General features: G+C 61.6%; 17 protein-coding genes and 1 pseudogene. 6 read left to right on the top strand and 12 right to left on the bottom strand.

Going from position 1 to position 16,618, the window contains the following annotated elements; genetic code table 11:
• Positions 1–19: 19 nt before the first annotated feature.
• From D8767_RS15540 to yghU, 6 genes are all read right to left on the bottom strand, one after another.
• Positions 20–1,264 (bottom strand): saccharopine dehydrogenase family protein, encoded by a 1,245-nt coding sequence (locus tag D8767_RS15540; protein WP_016394970.1) that lies wholly within the window; start codon positions 1,262–1,264, stop codon positions 20–22.
• A 33-nt stretch (positions 1,265–1,297) separates the two neighbouring features.
• Complete coding sequence (gene nspC, locus D8767_RS15535) at positions 1,298–2,395, bottom strand: carboxynorspermidine decarboxylase (protein WP_016715639.1); 1,098 nt, start codon at positions 2,393–2,395, stop codon at positions 1,298–1,300.
• Between the two features lie 187 nt (positions 2,396–2,582).
• Entirely contained in the window at positions 2,583–3,500 is a 918-nt protein-coding gene (locus D8767_RS15530) for a pyridoxal-phosphate dependent enzyme (RefSeq protein WP_016715638.1), read from the bottom strand.
• Positions 3,497–4,171, bottom strand: coding sequence for a transcriptional regulator (locus tag D8767_RS15525; protein ID WP_016715637.1), 675 nt, complete (start codon positions 4,169–4,171; stop codon positions 3,497–3,499). The genes D8767_RS15530 and D8767_RS15525 overlap by 4 nt, the downstream gene beginning before the upstream one ends.
• A gap of 84 nt (positions 4,172–4,255) precedes the next feature.
• Complete coding sequence (locus D8767_RS15520; protein WP_016715636.1) at positions 4,256–5,959, bottom strand: amidase; 1,704 nt, start codon at positions 5,957–5,959, stop codon at positions 4,256–4,258.
• A gap of 140 nt (positions 5,960–6,099) precedes the next feature.
• The gene (gene yghU, locus D8767_RS15515) at positions 6,100–6,939 is read right to left on the bottom strand and encodes a glutathione-dependent disulfide-bond oxidoreductase (protein WP_016715635.1); all 840 of its coding nucleotides are present in this window, start codon (positions 6,937–6,939) and stop codon (positions 6,100–6,102) included.
• 202 nt (positions 6,940–7,141) lie between these two features.
• Between yghU and D8767_RS15510 the strand changes: the two genes are divergently transcribed.
• Complete coding sequence (locus tag D8767_RS15510; protein ID WP_029380354.1) at positions 7,142–8,188, top strand: dienelactone hydrolase; 1,047 nt, start codon at positions 7,142–7,144, stop codon at positions 8,186–8,188.
• On the opposite strand, the gene D8767_RS15505 is transcribed toward D8767_RS15510, so the two are convergent.
• The 3 genes and pseudogenes from D8767_RS15505 to D8767_RS29260 form a co-directional block, all read right to left on the bottom strand.
• Positions 8,150–9,343 carry an MFS transporter gene (locus D8767_RS15505; protein WP_016715633.1) on the bottom strand — a complete coding sequence of 398 codons (1,194 nt, stop codon included), beginning with the start codon at positions 9,341–9,343 and terminating at the stop codon, positions 8,150–8,152. The genes D8767_RS15510 and D8767_RS15505 overlap by 39 nt on opposite strands.
• Before the next feature lie 244 nt (positions 9,344–9,587).
• Complete coding sequence (locus D8767_RS15500) at positions 9,588–11,174, bottom strand: ABC-F family ATPase (RefSeq protein WP_016715632.1); 1,587 nt, start codon at positions 11,172–11,174, stop codon at positions 9,588–9,590.
• Positions 11,175–11,194: 20 nt separating this feature from the next.
• A pseudogene (locus tag D8767_RS29260) lies at positions 11,195–11,600 on the bottom strand (site-specific integrase); the annotation flags it as partial.
• A gap of 524 nt (positions 11,601–12,124) precedes the next feature.
• On the opposite strand from D8767_RS29260, the gene D8767_RS28765 reads away from it, so the two are divergent.
• Positions 12,125–12,265 (top strand): hypothetical protein, encoded by a 141-nt coding sequence (locus tag D8767_RS28765; protein WP_162998267.1) that lies wholly within the window; start codon positions 12,125–12,127, stop codon positions 12,263–12,265.
• A 254-nt stretch (positions 12,266–12,519) separates the two neighbouring features.
• A complete protein-coding gene (locus D8767_RS15490; protein ID WP_016715630.1) occupies positions 12,520–12,828 on the top strand; it encodes a hypothetical protein in 309 nt (102 codons plus the stop codon).
• Between the two features lie 282 nt (positions 12,829–13,110).
• Here D8767_RS15490 and D8767_RS15485 read toward each other — a convergent pair whose 3' ends face one another.
• Positions 13,111–13,329, bottom strand: a complete 219-nt coding sequence (locus D8767_RS15485) for a hypothetical protein (protein WP_016715628.1) — start codon at positions 13,327–13,329, stop codon at positions 13,111–13,113.
• A gap of 157 nt (positions 13,330–13,486) precedes the next feature.
• The gene (locus D8767_RS15480; RefSeq protein WP_016715627.1) at positions 13,487–13,687 is read right to left on the bottom strand and encodes a hypothetical protein; all 201 of its coding nucleotides are present in this window, start codon (positions 13,685–13,687) and stop codon (positions 13,487–13,489) included.
• A 169-nt stretch (positions 13,688–13,856) separates the two neighbouring features.
• Here D8767_RS15480 and D8767_RS15475 point away from each other — a divergent pair, with 169 nt between their 5' ends.
• Positions 13,857–14,216, top strand: a complete 360-nt coding sequence (locus tag D8767_RS15475) for a hypothetical protein (RefSeq protein ID WP_016715626.1) — start codon at positions 13,857–13,859, stop codon at positions 14,214–14,216.
• Between the two features lie 104 nt (positions 14,217–14,320).
• Here the strand turns inward: D8767_RS15475 and D8767_RS15470 are convergent, their stop codons facing one another.
• The gene (locus D8767_RS15470; RefSeq protein WP_020371287.1) at positions 14,321–14,527 is read right to left on the bottom strand and encodes a hypothetical protein; all 207 of its coding nucleotides are present in this window, start codon (positions 14,525–14,527) and stop codon (positions 14,321–14,323) included.
• A gap of 227 nt (positions 14,528–14,754) precedes the next feature.
• Between D8767_RS15470 and D8767_RS15465 the strand changes: the two genes are divergently transcribed.
• Entirely contained in the window at positions 14,755–15,735 is a 981-nt protein-coding gene (locus D8767_RS15465; RefSeq protein WP_121757657.1) for a quinone oxidoreductase, read from the top strand.
• Positions 15,736–15,748: 13 nt separating this feature from the next.
• Positions 15,749–16,597 (top strand): TauD/TfdA family dioxygenase, encoded by an 849-nt coding sequence (locus D8767_RS15460; protein WP_016715623.1) that lies wholly within the window; start codon positions 15,749–15,751, stop codon positions 16,595–16,597.
• The last annotated feature ends 21 nt before the right edge of the window (positions 16,598–16,618 follow it).

Raw genomic sequence — 16,618 nt, 5'->3', positions numbered from 1 at the left:
CACCCCTTCGGTTTGCTGCTTAGGCTTCAGCGTCCCAAGGACGATCGCCTTTTTCATCTTTCACGCGGGTCGGCAGGCCCATCACGTCCAGCGCCTTGAGGAACGGCTCGGCTGGCAGCTCCTCGACGTTGACCATGCGCTTGGCATCCCACTCGCCACGAGCTACCAGCAGGGCGGCAGCCACTGGCGGTACGCCAGCAGTGTAGGAAATACCCTGGCTGTCGGTTTCGGCGTAGGCCTCTTCGTGGTCAGCCACGTTGTAGATGAACACTTCGCGCGGCTGGCCATCCTTGGTGCCTTTGACCAGGTCACCGATGCAGGTCTTGCCGGTGTAGCCTGGGGCCAGCGAGGCTGGGTCCGGCAGTACGGCCTTGACCACTTTCAGCGGTACCACTTCCAGGCCTTCGGCGGTTTTCACCGGTTGCTCGCTGAGCAGGCCCAGGTTTTTCAGCACGGTGAACACGTTGATGTAGTGCTCGCCGAAGCTCATCCAGAAACGCACGTTCGGCACGTTGAGGTTCTTCGAGATCGAGTGAACTTCATCGTGACCGGTCAGGTACAGGTTTTGCGAACCTACCACCGGCAGGTCGTCAGTACGCTTGACCTCGAACATGGTGTTGCTGGTCCACTGGCTGTTCTGCCAGCTCCACACTTGCCCGGTAAACTCGCGGAAGTTGATTTCCGGGTCGAAGTTGGTGGCAAAGTACTTGCCATGCGAACCGGCATTGACGTCGAGAATGTCGATCGAATCAATGCTGTCGAAATACTGCTGCTGCGCCAGTTTGGCGTAGCTGTTCACCACACCCGGGTCGAAACCGACGCCGAGAATGGCAGTGATGTTCTTTTGTTGGCACTCTTCGAGGTGTTTCCACTCGTAGTTGCCGTACCACGGCGGGGTTTCGCAGATCTTGCCCGGCTCTTCGTGGATGGCGGTGTCCAGGTAGGCGACACCGGTATCGATGCAGGCGCGCAGCACCGACATGTTGAGGAAGGCGGACCCCACGTTGATCACGATCTGCGATTCGGTTTCGCGGATCAGTGCCTTGGTTGCCTCGACATCGAGGGCGTTGAGCGAGAAGGCCTGGATGTCGGCGGGTACCTTGAGGCTACCCTTGGCCTTGACGCTGTCGATGATGGCCTGGCATTTGGAGATGTTCCGTGACGCGATAGCGATACGACCCAGTTCGTCGTTATGCTGCGCGCACTTGTGGGCCACCACCTTGGCGACACCTCCTGCACCAATGATAAGAACGTTCTTCTTCAATTTACCCTTTGCTCCTTACTTGAGTAGCCAGTCTTACGACAGGCTGGAAACGTAGTCTTCGAAACCGAACTCGCGGACGACTTCGACGCTGCCGTCGAGTTGCTTGACCACGATGGAAGGCATTTTCAGACCGTTGAACCAGTTTTTCTTGACCATGGTGTAACCCGCCGTGTCGACGAACGACAGGCGATCACCAATGGCCAACGGACGATCGAATTGGTACTCGCCGAAAATGTCACCGGCCAGGCACGACTTGCCGCAGACCATGTAGGTGTGCTCGCCGTCATTCGGGGCCATCTTGGCATTGAGGCGGTAGATCAGCAGGTCGAGCAGGTGCGCTTCGATGGAGCTGTCAACCACGGCCAGGTGCTTGCCGTTGTACAGGGTGTCGAGCACGGTCACTTCCAGCGAGGCGCTGTTGGTGATGGCCGCTTCGCCCGGCTCCAGGTACACCTGTACGCCGTATTTCTCCGAGAAGGCCTTGAGGCGCGCGCAGAAGGCGTCTACCGCATAGTCTTCACCGGTGAAGTGGATGCCGCCACCCAGGCTGACCCACTCGACCTTGTGCAGCAGGTGGCCGAAGCGTTCTTCGATGTGCGTGAGCATCTTGTCGAACAGGCCGAAGTCGCCGTTCTCGCAGTTGTTGTGGAACATGAAGCCGGAGATCTGCTCGATCACCTGTTCGATCTTGGCCGGGTCCCACTCGCCCAGGCGGCTGAACGGGCGGGCCGGGTCGGCCAGCAGGTAGTCGGAGCTGCTGACTTGTGGGTTGACGCGCAGGCCGCGTACCTTGCCTTCGGACTGTTCGGCAAAGCGCTGCAGTTGGCCGATCGAGTTGAAGATGATCTTGTCGCAGTTCTCCAGCATTTCCTCGACCTCATCGTCGGCCCAGGCCACGCTGTAGGCGTGGGTTTCGCCGGCGAACTTCTGGCGGCCGAGCTTGAGCTCGAAGAGGGAGGACGAGGTGGTGCCGTCCATGTACTGCTGCATCAGGTCGAACACCGACCAGGTGGCGAAGCACTTGAGGGCAAGCAGCGCCTTGGCTCCGGAGTGTTCACGCACGTAGGCGATCTTCTCCATGTTGCTGAGCAGCTTGGTTTTGTCGATGAGGTAATACGGCGTCTTGATCATTTAAAGGCCCCCGGCCAGGCCGGCCAAAAAAAGGACACGCATTGTGCCTTCACTTGCCGCAGACCGAAAGGGTGCGATACGCATTTCGTCAGGGGTGACGCCGTTGCGAGGGCATTTTTCCGGTTGCGGCGGGCTCAGTAGAACAGACGCATGTGACTATCGTAATCACCACCGACAGGTGGCAGCCTCAATCAGCTTGCTGCAACCACGCCTTAATCTGCTCCAGCGTTGCGGTAGCACCGCCACAAACCACCACCAGCACGCTCTGGTATTGCGCCAGTGCGCCCGGCGCATACGCCAATGCCAACGCGGCCCCGCACGCCGGTTCGACCAGCAGGCGATGGTCCAGCAGGAACCGCTCGCAGGCCTCCAGCGCTGCGCGATCGCTGACCAAGTGGCTGTGCACCGGGTGCTGCTGCGCGCAGATCAGCGCCTGATTTGCGACGCGCTTTGCCCCCAGCGACGTTGCCACGGAAGCAATACGCTCCAGTTCAACCGAATGCCCCGCCTGCATGGCCGCATGCAGTGAAGCTGCACCGTTGGTTTCCACTGCCAGCACCGGTACCTCGCCCCACCCGTTGCGCTGCAACCCTTCGACCACGCCGCTGAGCAAGCCGCCACCACCTACCGACAGCACCACCGCGTCGGGCTTCACGCCGGCTTCGGCCACTTCATCGATCAGGCTGGCATGCCCGGTCCACAATAGCGGGTCGTCAAACGGGTGGATAAAGGCGTCATCCGGGCCGATGAGGGTCTGTGCCAGGGCGTTGGCTTCTTGCCAGGAGCTGCCATGCACCACCACCTTGGCGTCTTCCAGGCGCAGCAATTGCTTGGCTCGGTCAGTGGTGGTTTCGGGGACTACCACGGTTACCGGTACGCCCAGCTTGCGCCCGGCGTATGCCACCGCCAGGCCGGCGTTGCCCCCCGAGGACGAGATGAACTGTTTGGCGCCGCGGGCCTGATGCACTTCGCAGGCATGGCCCACCCCGCGCAGCTTGAACGAGCCGCAAGGTTGCAGGGCATCGAGTTTGAGCCAGACATTGCAGCCGGCGGCCAACGACAGCGGTCGGGATTCGATCAGGGGTGTGTGGATATGCAAGGTCATTGGCTGGCTCCGCGCAATTGTTCAAGGTAGTTGTAAATGGTGTAGCGGGTCACGCCGAGGGCACTGGCAGCCTTTTCCACGCCGCCTTTGACGATGAACAAGCCACGCTCCTGCATGACTCGAACAGCCTCGACTTTGGCCTGTTTGTTCATTCGCCCCTGGCCGCTGCGCTGAAGCGAGGCCTGGATGATTTCACTCATCAGCAGTTCCATGTCGGCAGGCTCGCTTACCGCGGGTGTGGCACCCAACGGTTGCAACTGCTGGAGAAAGCTCATGGCTGCGTCCAGGCCGGTGATGTCGGTGTTGACACAGAGGCTGGCGAAGGGGTGGCCGGTGCTATCGCGAAAGATAGCGGTGGCGCTGCGCAGGGTGCGGCCCTTGAGCGTGGTGGGGTAGTCGGGGAGTACCACGGGCTCGCAGCCGCGCTGATCGGCCGAGGCCTGCATCAATGCTTTGAAGCCTTGGTCCTGTTCCGGGGCTGCAATAATCGGGCTGCCGACGCTACGGCCGGACAGGTGGCCGTTGACGATCGCCACCACGGAGTGCTCCGGGTGGTCGAGGTCGTGCAGGAGGATTTCCATGTTGCGTGCGGCAACGCTACCCAAGGCCTGGATGGCGGCCTTGAGCACAGAGAGGGTGAGGTGGCGTTCTTCGCTGGGGGAGATGGGCATGGCAGATCGCACAATTCAACTTTTTGTGTATTTTTACACATTAAGTTGAATTGTGCGATCTTCGCTGCAAAGCAGCCCCAATAATCAGCTCAGGGCTGGGGTGCGTGGCGGGATCATGCGGCGCGAGCCGGTCGCCTCGAAGGCTGCACCAAAGCTCAACAGCGCATTGTCGCTGTAAGCCCGCCCGGCAAAGGTCAGCCCCACCGGCATGCCGATGTCGGCCATCACGCCCATCGGCACGGTGACGGTTGGCACACCCAGGTGACGGATCGCCAGGTTGCCGTTGGCCACCCAGATACCGTTGCTCCAGGCGATGTCGGCCGAGGCCGGGTTGACATCGGCGTCGGCCGGGCCCACATCGGCAACGGTCGGGAACAGCACCGCGTCCAGGCCTAGGTTGTCCATCCAGTCTTCCAGGTCCAGCTTGCGGGTCTTTTCCAGGCCGCGCAGGCCGTCAGGCAGGGTCTCGATCTGGTCCCAGGTTTTCAGGCCACGCTTGGCCATGTTGACGTATTCGTCCATGCCGGCAGCCAGGTCGTCTTCACGGTTGGGCAGGGTACCCGGGTCGTGGGGGTAGATCTGTGGGCCATCGACATCGGCCAGGCGGTTGAGCTTGGGGTCGTCGTTGGCGCGCAGGAAGTCGTCGAAGGCCCAGCCCGAAAGCTCCCACAGTTCGTCGTGCAGGAATTCCTTGCTGACAATGCCACGGTTGTAAACAGTCGGTGCGCCCGGGCGGTCGCCCTCGCAGTTGGACACCAGCGGGAAGTCCACTTCCAGCACTTCGGCACCGGCCGCTTCCAGGGCCTGGCGCGCCTGCTGCCACAAGTCGATCACCGTGGCGCGGGTGTTGATGCGCTGGCCGGTCGGGCCGCCGATGCCCGGCTTTTCGGAGGTGCCAGCTTCGGCATCCGCATTGATGTACATGCGTGGCACACCAAAGCGCTTGCCTTTGAGGGCACCGGCATCCACAGCCAGGTCCAGGTAAGACGCAGGGCGCACCGTCGACGCTGCCGGAATCGGCACCCAAGGCTGCAAGCGCCACAGGTCGCCGCGCTTGTCAGCGTCATCGGCTACCACCACATCGAGGATTTCCAGCAAGTCGGCCATGGTGCGGGCGTAAGGCACCACCACGTCCATGGTCGGGGTCAGCGGCCAGTTGCCACGCACCGAAATCACCCCGCGCGATGGGGTATAGGCGCACAAACCGTTGTTGGACGCCGGGCCACGGCCACTGGACCAGGTTTCTTCAGCCAGGCCGAAGGCGCTGAAGCTGGCGGCGGTGGCGGTGCCGGCACCATTGGACGAGCCCGAGGCGAACGGCGCGGTCAGGTAGTTGGCGTTGTACGGGCTTTCGGCGCGGCCATACACGCCGCGCTGCATACCACCGTTGGCCATGGGCGGCATGTTGGTCTTGCCCAGGCATACGGCACCGGCGGCGCGCAGGCGCTCGATGGTGAAGGCGTCGCGCTGGGCGACCAGGTCCTTGAAGGCAGGGCTGCCGGAAGCTGCGGTCAAGCCTTTGACCAGGTAGCTGTCCTTGGCGGTGTAGGGGATGCCGTCCAGCGGGCTCAGCACCTGGCCCTGTGCGCGGCGGGCGTCGGAGGCCTCGGCTTCTTTCAGCGCCTCCGGGTTGCGCACCACCACGGCGTTCAGGGCCGTGGCGGTGTCGGCGCCATCGTAGGCGTCGATACGCGCCAGGTAGGCCTTGACCAGCTCGACCGCCGTCGTGCGGCCCGACTCGAGCGCGTCGCGCAGCTCGGCAATGGAAACCTCGGTTACCTCGATCATGCGTTCACCAAAAAAATGTGCAGGTGGGGGCTAATGCGAGGAGTGTACAAGAAGGGCTTGACGGACGCAGGTTTGCGCGGTGGCAAATGGTTTTATGCAAGCGGGCATTGTTGGGGTCGCGTAGCGACCCCGGCTAGCCCTCAATCCAGGTCCGCCGCGCAATGCCGCTCGGGCACCTGGCTGTCTTCATCTCCCCAGGTCCGGTTCACCCGGGTACCGCGCTGCACCGCCGGGCGCTGGGCAACTTCATCGGCCCAGCGCTGCACGTTGGGGTATTCGTCAACCGCCAGGAACTCCGCCGCGCCGTACAGGTTGCCGCGCACCAACTGGCCATACCATGGCCACACGGCGATATCGGCAATGCTGTACTCGTCGCCCCCCAGGTAGCGGCTTTCGGCCAGGCGGCGGTCGAGTACATCCAGCTGGCGCTTGGCTTCCATGGTGAAGCGGTTGATGGCGTACTCGTACTTCTCTGGTGCATAGACGTAGAAGTGGCCAAAGCCGCCACCCAGGTAAGGCGCTGCGCCCATCTGCCAGAACAACCAGTTCAGGCTTTCGGTGCGTGCAGCCGGCGATTTCGGCAGCAGGGCACCGAACTTGTCCGCCAGATACAGCAAGATCGACCCCGATTCGAACACCCGCACAGGCGGCTCGACGCTACGGTCGAGCAGGGCAGGGATCTTCGAGTTGGGGTTTACCTGGACGAAGCCACTGGAGAACTGGTCGCCCTCGCCGATGCGGATCAGCCAGGCATCGTACTCGGCACCGCTGTGGCCCAAAGCAAGCAGTTCTTCAAGGGCAACGGTGACCTTGACGCCATTGGGCGTGGCCAGGGAATACAGCTGCAGCGGGTGTTGGCCCTGCGGCAGGTCCTTGTCGTGCGTCGGGCCTGCAACCGGGCGGTTGATGCTGGCGAACTGGCCGCCGGATGCTGCGTCGTTGCGCCAGACCTTAGGTGGCACATAGGCGGGCTTGCTCATGCATGAATCTCCTTCAATGGCGCGAAACGGTCACGTAAAAGACGTGGACCTGCATCTATGCCACGGGTTCGACGCCATGCGCAAATGCATAGGGCGCGCACGCCACATGCATGACGACGGTTTCATCCAGTTTTCATGCGGTTCCGGCCAGGCCGGCTCTATGCTGGGCTATCACTTCGCCCTGCAAAGGAACCGCCGGCCGATGACCCTTCCACGCTGCATGTTGGCACTGGCCCTGCTCAGCAGCCTGCTGGCCCACGCCGAGGCTGCGCCTTGGGTAGCCGGCCTGCACCACATGACGCTGGCCGACCCGGTCGATAACCGGCCAATGCAAGCACTGGCTTTTTACCCGGCGGCTGGGTCAACCCATCGCAGCCGTATAGACGGCTACCCAGTCGAGGTGGCTGAAGAGGCACCCGTTGCCATGGGCCAGTTCCCGTTACTGGTGTTGTCCCACGGCAACACCGGCAGCCCGTTGGCCTTGCATTACCTGGCCACGTCCCTGGCGCGCCAGGGGTTCGTGGTGGTAGCGGTCGTGCATCCGGGGGACAACGCCCGAGACCACACTCGCCTGGGTACCCTGAGCAATCTTTATGGCCGGCCACTGCAAGTCAGCGCTGCCATTGGCGCTGCCCGTGACGATGCATTGCTCGGGCCTTATCTGAATGAAGGCAAGGTCGGTGTGATCGGCTATTCGGCCGGCGGCGAAACCGCGTTGATACTGTCTGGCGCGCGCCCTGACCTGGACCGCCTGCGCCAGTACTGCCTGGAACGCCCGAACGACGCCGACGCCTGCAAAACCCACGGGATTCTGATTGCCGACCGCAGCGAGCTGGCGCCCCAGGCAGACCGGCGGGTGGGGGCGGTGATGCTGATGGCCCCGTTAAGCTTGCTGTTCGGGCGCCATGCCCTGGCCGGGGTGCAGGTACCCGCCCTGATCTATAGCGGAGACAGCGATCAATTGGTGGCCGTGGACCGCAACGCCGAAGCATTGGCCCGCAAACTGCCGGTTACACCGGATTACCGCCTGCTGGCCGGCGCTGGCCACTTTGTGTTCATGGCCCGTTGCGACGCCGAGCAATACACGCGAATGCCCGTACTGTGCAAAGATGCCGAGGGCGTGGATCGACGCCATATTCATCATTCGTTGGAGCGCGAAACGGCGGCGTTCTTCAGCCAGGCGCTGGATGCACCGCAATCGGGCGAGCGGTCAGCCGAGGCGGGCGCGCCGCGACAGCAACAGCGTTAGGCCCACCCCGGCCAAGGCCAGCAGGGCCGCCACGCAGAAGATCGAGGCATAGCCGAAGTGCACGGCCACTGCGCCCATTACCGGCCCGGCGATGGCCAGGGCCATGTCAAAGAACACCGCATAGGCGCCTAGCCCCGCGCCACGGCTGCTGCTGGGGACCTGCTTGATTGCCTCGACGCCCAGCGCCGGGTACACCAGCGACAGCCCGAAACCGGTAAGCCCTGCGCCGACCAGCGCCCAGGCAGGGGAAGGTGCCAGCCATAGCAAGCTAAGGCCAAGCACTTCGGTGGTCATGCAGGCGACCGCCACGTTGTAGCCACCAAAGCGGTTGACCGCATTGACGAACAGCAGCCGCGAAATGATGAAGCACACACCAAACGCACTCAGGCACCAGGCAGCGCCGGCCCAGCCGCGCTCCAGGTAGTACAGGGTGACAAAGGTGGTCAGGGTGCCATAGCCGATCGAGGCAAGCGTCAGGCCCAGGCCACACGGGGCGACACGGCCGAACGCGGACCAGAAGGGCAGGCGCTCGCCGCGCACCACCGCCACGTCAGGACGTTTGCGCAGTACCAGCAGGGCAGCCACGGCCAGCACCAGCAAGGCGGGCCCCAGTACGCTGAAGTCCAGCCCGTCCACGGCCAGTACGCCCAAGGGGGCGCCTATCGCGATAGCACCATACGAGGCAATCCCGTTCCACGAGATCACCCTGGCGGTGTGTTCGGGGCCGACCTGGCTGATGCCCCAGCTCAAGGTGGCTACACCAATCAACCCCTGGGCGATGCCCAGCAGCAAACGGCCTGCGAGCAGCAACCCGAGGCTCAGCAGCGGCAGCGTCAGGGTCCAGGCCGACAGCAGGGTCAATACCCCGCAGCTGGCGATCCCCAGCAGGCCGAAGCGGATGGCCTGCTTGCCCCCAAGCGTATCGGCAACGCGCCCGGCAAACGGGCGGCTGAGCAAGGTGGCCAGGTATTGCAGGCCTATGGTCACCCCGGCGATCACCGCGCCAAAGCCCAGCTGGTCGTGCACATAGCTGGGCAGTACCGCAATCGGCAGGCCGATGCAGAGGAAGGCAATGAAGGTGTAGAAAACGATCGACAGGATCTGCAGGGTGATGTGCAGGGTATTGCGGGTGGGGGAGGGTTGTTGCGCGGTCATGGGCTCTTTCGCGGGCGGGCGGTTGGGCGTGGTTCCATGATGGCTGTTACAGGAAGGAAATGAAAGCAGGCTAACGAATTATTCGCCGGGCAGCACCGGCCTGCGGGACTGGCGGTGGATGTTTCGCGGGTCAATCCGCTCCGTGAGGGGGCTGCACAGGCCTCAAAGGCTACGCGGTCCCTGTGGGAGCGGTTTTACCCGCGAAGAGGCTGGCCCGGCCAGTAAATGGTCGGGCCTTACTCAATCAGACCAGCACACCCTGGCTACGCAGGTAGTCGTCATAGGTACCGCTGAAGTCCACCACGCCATCGGCCGACAGCTCGATGATGCGCGTGGCCAGCGACGATACGAACTCGCGGTCGTGGCTGACGAACAGCAGGGTGCCCGGGTAGTTTTCCAGCGCCAGGTTCAGCGCTTCGATCGATTCCATGTCCAGGTGGTTGGTCGGCTCGTCCATCACCAGTACGTTCGGCTTCTGCAGGATCAGCTTGCCGAACAGCATGCGGCCTTGCTCACCACCGGAAATCACCTTCACCGACTTGAGAATCTCGTCGTTGGAGAACAGCATGCGCCCCAGGGTGCCGCGGATCACCTGCTCGCCAGAGGTCCATTGGCCCATCCAGTCGAACAGGGTCATGTCGTCTTCGAAGTCGTGGGCGTGATCCTGGGCGTAGTAGCCCACTTCGGCGCTGTCGGTCCACTTGACCGAACCTGCATCCGGGGTCATCTCGCCGACCAGGGTGCGCAGCAGCGTGGTCTTGCCAATACCGTTGGGGCCGATGATGGCAACGCGCTCGCCCGCTTCGACGGTGATGTCGAAGTTCTTGAACAACACCTTGTCGTCGAAGGCTTTGGCCATTTTTTCGACGACCACGGCCTGGCGGTGCAGTTTCTTGGTCTGTTCGAAACGAATGAACGGGCTGACACGGCTGGACGGCTTGACCTCGGCCAGCTGGATCTTGTCGATCTGCTTGGCGCGCGAAGTCGCCTGCTTGGCCTTCGAGGCGTTGGCCGAGAAGCGGCTGACGAAGGTCTGCAGCTCGGCGATCTGGGCTTTCTTCTTGGCGTTGTCCGACAGCAGTTGCTCACGCGACTGGGTGGCTGCGGTCATGTACTCGTCATAGTTGCCCGGGAACAGGCGCAGTTCGCCGTAATCCAGGTCAGCCATGTGGGTGCAGACGCTGTTGAGGAAGTGTCGGTCGTGGGAAATGATGATCATGGTGCTGTTACGCGCCGTGAGGATCGTTTCCAGCCAGCGGATGGTATTGATGTCCAGGTGGTTGGTCGGTTCGTCGAGCAGCAGCACGTCCGGGTCCGAGAACAGCGCCTGGGCCAATAGCACGCGCAGCTTCCAGCCCGGTGCCACTTCGCTCATCGGGCCGAAGTGTTGCTCCAGTGGGATACCCAGGCCCAGCAACAGTTCACCCGCACGGGATTCGGCGGTGTAGCCGTCCATTTCGGCGAATTCGGTTTCCAGCTCGGCGACGGCCATGCCGTCTTCCTCGGTCATTTCCGGCAGCGAGTAGATGCGGTCGCGCTCGGCCTTGACCTTCCACAGTTGACCGTGGCCCATGATCACCGTATCGATCACGGTGAATTCCTCGTAGGCGAACTGGTCCTGGCGCAGTTTGCCCAGGCGGGTGTTCGGCTCGAGCATGACCTGGCCACCGGATGGCTCCAGGTCACCGCCGAGGATCTTCATGAAGGTCGACTTGCCGCAACCATTGGCGCCGATCAGGCCGTAGCGGTTGCCGTTGTTGAATTTGACGGAAACGTTTTCGAACAGCGGCTTGGAGCCGAACTGCATGGTGATGTTAGCGGTGGAGATCAAAGGGCTTACCTATCAGTAACTTACGACGCTGGGCTTTCAGCTGATACCGATTTGATACCAATCTTGAGCTTTTCCAGCTCGCTCCAGTCGGAGCTTGAGTTAAGCCAACGGGCATACGTCGACAGCAGCATCTGAACGCTGTGACCCAGCTGTTGGGCGATAAATGCGGGGTTGAGGCCGGACATTGCGCGTATTGTCGCATAGGTGTGACGGCAGTTGTATGGGGGGGCGACGCTTGATCCCCAATTCATTCAGCCTCGGCCTCCACCGCTTGTGCAGGTCACAGGCCTGATTCACGTACTCGGCGCTCTTCGACGGCGGGAACAACAACGGGGTTTCGGTCACCGCTGCCTTGGCATTTCTGCGGTGAGCCGCGTACTGCCTGGCGAACTGGATTGTCCGCAAGGTCCAATCGCTCAGCAGCACAACCGGCCTTCAGGCACTTGGCTGGACTCTTGTGGTTCTGCGCCGCCCTCACTGGGGTGGCTTTATCGTCGAATAGGGGGGATATGCTTCGCCGCTTACCAAGCAGGGAGCGTAGTGATGGGTAGACGGCTGGAAGAATTTCGAGGGTGGTTGGGTAAAAGGCGATAGGCACTCGCGGGCCGCGCCGGAGGGATCGCGCCCCTGAGGGAAATCGACGCTGGAACAGGAATTGCTGAAGCCCTGAGACATTGATCATGCGGGGTACGCAGAAATGACTCAGGATGACCGCTATTACATGATTTTCAGCGTTGTGGCTGTGCTGGTACTGGACCTGGCGGCGACTTATGTGTTTCTCAATGCCATATCCTGACCCCGATTGTGGGGCACGCCATACGCGTAATCGGGCCAGCCGCTACATGAAACCTGGCGGGGAAGATGACCAGCGGCGTGCGCCAGCCTGAACATCCCGATTGAGTGCGGTCCAACGTAAGCAAGCCTTGGCTTCGCTTGTCGGAGGTGCGCACATGAAACGCAAGACTGCATGGGTTGTGGTGTTGTCCGGTTCGCTGCTGCTCAGTGGCTGCTGGCCATACGGGCCTGACGGGCGGCATCATCGCCATTATTACGACGGTGATCATGGCGGGCAGGAGTATCGTCGCTACTGATGGCGGGCGCGAGAAGGCGCCCCGAGGTCCATATAGCCAATAAGCCTGATACCGGGTTGCCTTCAAGCAGTAACATGGGCACACGAGGTTGCTGGACGCCGCACTGATGTGTTCCAAGGCATGAGGGTTAGCACTGGAAAACACAAAAAGCCCGCTGTTGAGAGCGGGCTTTTTGCATTTGCTGGCCACGGCCGCAATAATCCGCCTATTTAGAAGGAGAATCTCGGGTGCAAGCAAGAAGCGTTGTCGCCGAAATGTTCATTGGGATCCCGACGCATTTCTGGGTGTTGCCCGTTGCCGGCCTGGTTGCGTACTACGGCTTGAAGTGGTCTGCCAAATCCAGGAATCGCGCTACCTTACTGCAAACCTCGACTTACCTGTTGCTGCTGGCGCTGGCGGTGCTGCCCAACGGTTTTTATGCGCTGTTTCCCCCTGCGCCCGACCCGGATGTGTTGTTGAATAACGCGCCGTTGCCCAACTATGCAGGGCGCCTCTACCTGGATGTGTTCTACGTCTTCGGGGGGTGGGCGCTGAGCAAAGTGGTGAAGCTCAAGTTCAGCTGAGTCGCTGCCCGAATATCTGATGCGCCGACTGGAACGGATATTGCTCTTACCCTTTCAAACCGGCGCATTTGGGGGATACGGCAATGCTTCCTGAAGACCTGTATGTCATGTTTCTCTTTGTCGCCATCGTGCTGGCCCTCGATGTAGCGGCCATCGTGCTGTACCGGGGAGCCAAACCCTGACCCCCATTTGGGGGGGCTGGCACCCTGAACCGGGTATGTAGTCGCGGTCAGGAATGGATTAGCCAGGCAAACCAAGGCGATTTCCAGACCGTGAAGTCAGTCAACAAGTGCCTTCCATGTCGTCGATTCTTGCGGCGACAGAGCGTAACTCGTCCGCAACCACATCGATGGACTTGATGTGCGCGGCAACATCCACCTCGCTTTGCGAGCTACCGCGCGCCGCCATGAACCTGGCATGACCACTCATGGCCTGACTGAGCTGGTCCAGGTGATCGGCTGTTCTGACCAGGTCTGACTTGATGCTATGAAGCGTTTCCATGATGTTAAAGGCCTTCCTTGTCAGTTGCTTCAACGGGCCTGTGAGCATCGCCGCAGGGCAGGGTGAAACGCAACCGATTTGTAGAAGGCGCTTTCTCGCCCAAACCCGGAAGAGCCTACGCGATCATTGCTGGGGCGCCGGCGAGTGCCCAGGTTTTTCAGCGGTCTGTTTCCACCTGAAGTACCGAACCTTTATCGTCCGTTACCAACAATCCGATGGACTGGTTACCGTCTGATTGTTGCTCGGCAAGTGGCACGTCTGAGTGGCGAAAAATGCTACGGTTCTGTTCACCGGTTTTAAGGGTGGTGAGTTTGCCATTCTGATAGAAAAGAAGTGTTTTGTTGGCGTTATTTTGCATTGTGGAATTCCTTGCCGACTGGTGGGTTAACACCTTTACTGTCGCAGCCTCCACCTGCTCACGCTACTGGCAGAATTATCAGGTGCCACAGCGCCCATGGCCGTGTCAATTGCGCGAAAACTGCAGCCAGACCTTGGTTGATTAGTAACTCGGCGCAAGCCCCGTTAGAATGCAGCGTATCCCTAATGGCCAATTGCAAATGCCTACCTTTCGTATTTTTATCACCTCTGCGTTAGTTGCCAGCCTTGCCGGCTGCGCAACCCCTGGCAAACCCACGGCCAGTAAACTGACCAAAAAATCGCCGCAGCAGTACGCCGCATGTGTCCTGCCTAAGTGGCAGGCACTGGCGCCGCAGGCTACGCAGAAGTCGATAGCCCACGGTTATCGGCTGACGGCGCCCAGTGCCGTAGCGAGCGACGATGTGCTGGACGTGGTCGATTCTCGCGATGGCAGCCGCGCTACGTTCTACAAGGGCAGCTTCCTGTCGGGCGACAAATTGCGCCAGGCTGCCAGAGAGTGCCTGGACTGAGTCAGTAGCCCGAGCCGCTCGAACCGCCCATGCTGGGCAGGCGGGCCTTGTGCTCGCGAAGCAGGGTCACTGCCACGGAGATCGCTTAGGGCTTGGCATATTGATCAACCCACGTCCCCGCGCTTGTTCATCTGCTCGCACTGAACCTGCGCATCCGTCCTGCTCGGGTAGCTCGGTTTGAGCCGCTCCTTCACCTGGTTATCGTAAATGTCGAACCCTCCACAAACGGTAGCGGCGTAATAGCGGCTGCCCATGCGGAACGACTCCTTTTCGATCGGCACAGCGGGAACGATAACGAATCTTGGTTGCATGTTTCGTGCCTCCCCAGGCAGAGACTTAAGTATTAGTCTCGCCATGGATAAGCATCAAGCAGGCTCATCAATAAAACAGCGTTCATGCAGGGCAGGGTGCCGATCGCGCTGTCATCAAATGAAAACCCGCTGTCGTCCGATGCGAAGCATCCCGAAAGCCAAGGGCATACAGTCCAGTCATCCAGAACTGACGCCAGGCGTCCAGATCGATGAGTGGAGAGACAAGCATGTCCAAAGTCGTACGTTTCCATCAGACCGGTGGCCCCGAAGTGCTGCGCTACGAGGATGCCGAGGTGGGCGAGCCCGGCCCAGGCCAGGTGCGTTTGCGCCAGGTGGCGGTGGGCCTGAACTACGCCGACACCTACTTCCGCAATGGCACCTACCCGATTCCGTTGCCCAATGGCATCGGCGTGGAAGCTGCCGGGGTGGTAGAGCCCGTGGGCGAGGGCGTGACGCAGGTGAGGGTCGGTGACCGTGTCACCTATACCGGCTTCCTCAATACCCTGGGTGCTTATTGTACCGAGCGACTCATACCCGCCGCGGCACTGATAAAACTGCCGGAAACCATTGCCTTCGAGACCGCTGCCGCCATGACCATGCGCGGCCTGACCTCGGCCTACTTGCTACGCCGGCTCTATGACTTCAAGCCCGGTGACAGCGTGCTGCTGCATGCCGCTGCTGGCGGGGTGGGCCTGATTGTCGCGCAGTGGGCGAGGTTGTTGGGGCTGAACGTGATCGGCACCGTATCCACCGAGGCCAAGGCTGAAGTGGCCCGCGCCCATGGCTGTAACCACATCATCAACTACAGCGTCGAGGACGTGGCCAGCCGCGTGCGTGAGCTGACCGACGGGGTAGGGGTGAACGTGGTGTTTGACAGCGTTGGCAAGAACACCTTCATGGGCTCGCTCGATGCGCTCAAACGCCGTGGCCTGATGGTATGCGTTGGCACGGCTTCGGGCACCATCCCGCCATTCGACCCGCAATTGCTGGCGATCAAGGGTTCGCTGCAGCTCACCCGCCCGGCACTGGCCGACTTCATTGCCGACCCGGCAGAAAAGGCCGACCTGGCCGGTGAACTGTTCGACCACGTCAGCAGCGGGCGCATCCGGATCGAAATCAACCAGCACTACGCTTTGCAGGATGCCGCTCAGGCCCACCGTGACCTGGAAGCTCGCAAAACCACCGGCTCGTCGATCTTCGTCATCTGAAGAGGGCAACAGCATGCACATCGAACAACTGACCTGCGCGATCGGTGCTGAGGTAAGTGGCGTCAACCTGGCCGACGCGATTCACGATGATGACCTGTTCGCCCAACTGCGCCAGCAGCTGCTTCAACACCGTGTGCTGTTCATGCGCGACCAGCACTTCAGCCGTGCCGAGCATGTGGCCTTCGCCCGTCGCTTCGGCGAATTGGAAGATCACCCGGTGGCCGGTAGCGATCCTGAGCACCCAGGGCTGGTGCAGATCTACAAGCGCCCGGACCAGCCCAACGACCGTTATGAAAATGCCTGGCACACCGACGCCACCTGGCGCGAGGCGCCCCCCATGGGCTGCGTACTGCGCTGCGTCGAGTGCCCCCCGGTGGGCGGCGATACGATGTGGGCGAACATGGTGCTGGCTTATGAAAACCTGCCCAGCGACGTAAAAGCCAAGATCGAAGGCCTGCGCGCCCGCCACAGCATCGAGGCCAGTTTCGGCGCCGCCATGCCGCTGGACAAACGCCTGGCGCTGAAGGCGCAGTTCCCCGATGCCGAGCACCCGGTGGTGCGCACCCACCCGGAAACGGGCGAGCAGGTGTTGTTCGTCAACGCCTTCACCACCCATTTCAGCAACTACCACACCCCGCAGCGGGTGCGTTTCGGCCAGGACGCCAACCCGGGTGCCAGCGACCTGCTGCGTTACCTGATCAGCCAGGCGTACCTGCCCGAGTACCAGGTGCGCTGGCGCTGGAAGCCTAACAGCGTGGCGATCTGGGACAACCGCAGCACTCAGCATTACGCCGTCATGGACTACCCGCCGTGCCACCGCAAGATGGAGCGCGCCGGGATCAAGGGCAGCCGCACGTTCTAAGCCTGTCGCCGTCACTGGCGG

Source organism: Pseudomonas sp. LTGT-11-2Z (genome assembly GCF_003691445.1).
Classification (GTDB): Bacteria; Pseudomonadota; Gammaproteobacteria; order Pseudomonadales; family Pseudomonadaceae; genus Aquipseudomonas; species Aquipseudomonas monteilii.
The sequence above is the reverse complement of the archived record's forward strand: the minus strand, read 5'-3'. Positions and strand labels throughout refer to the sequence as shown.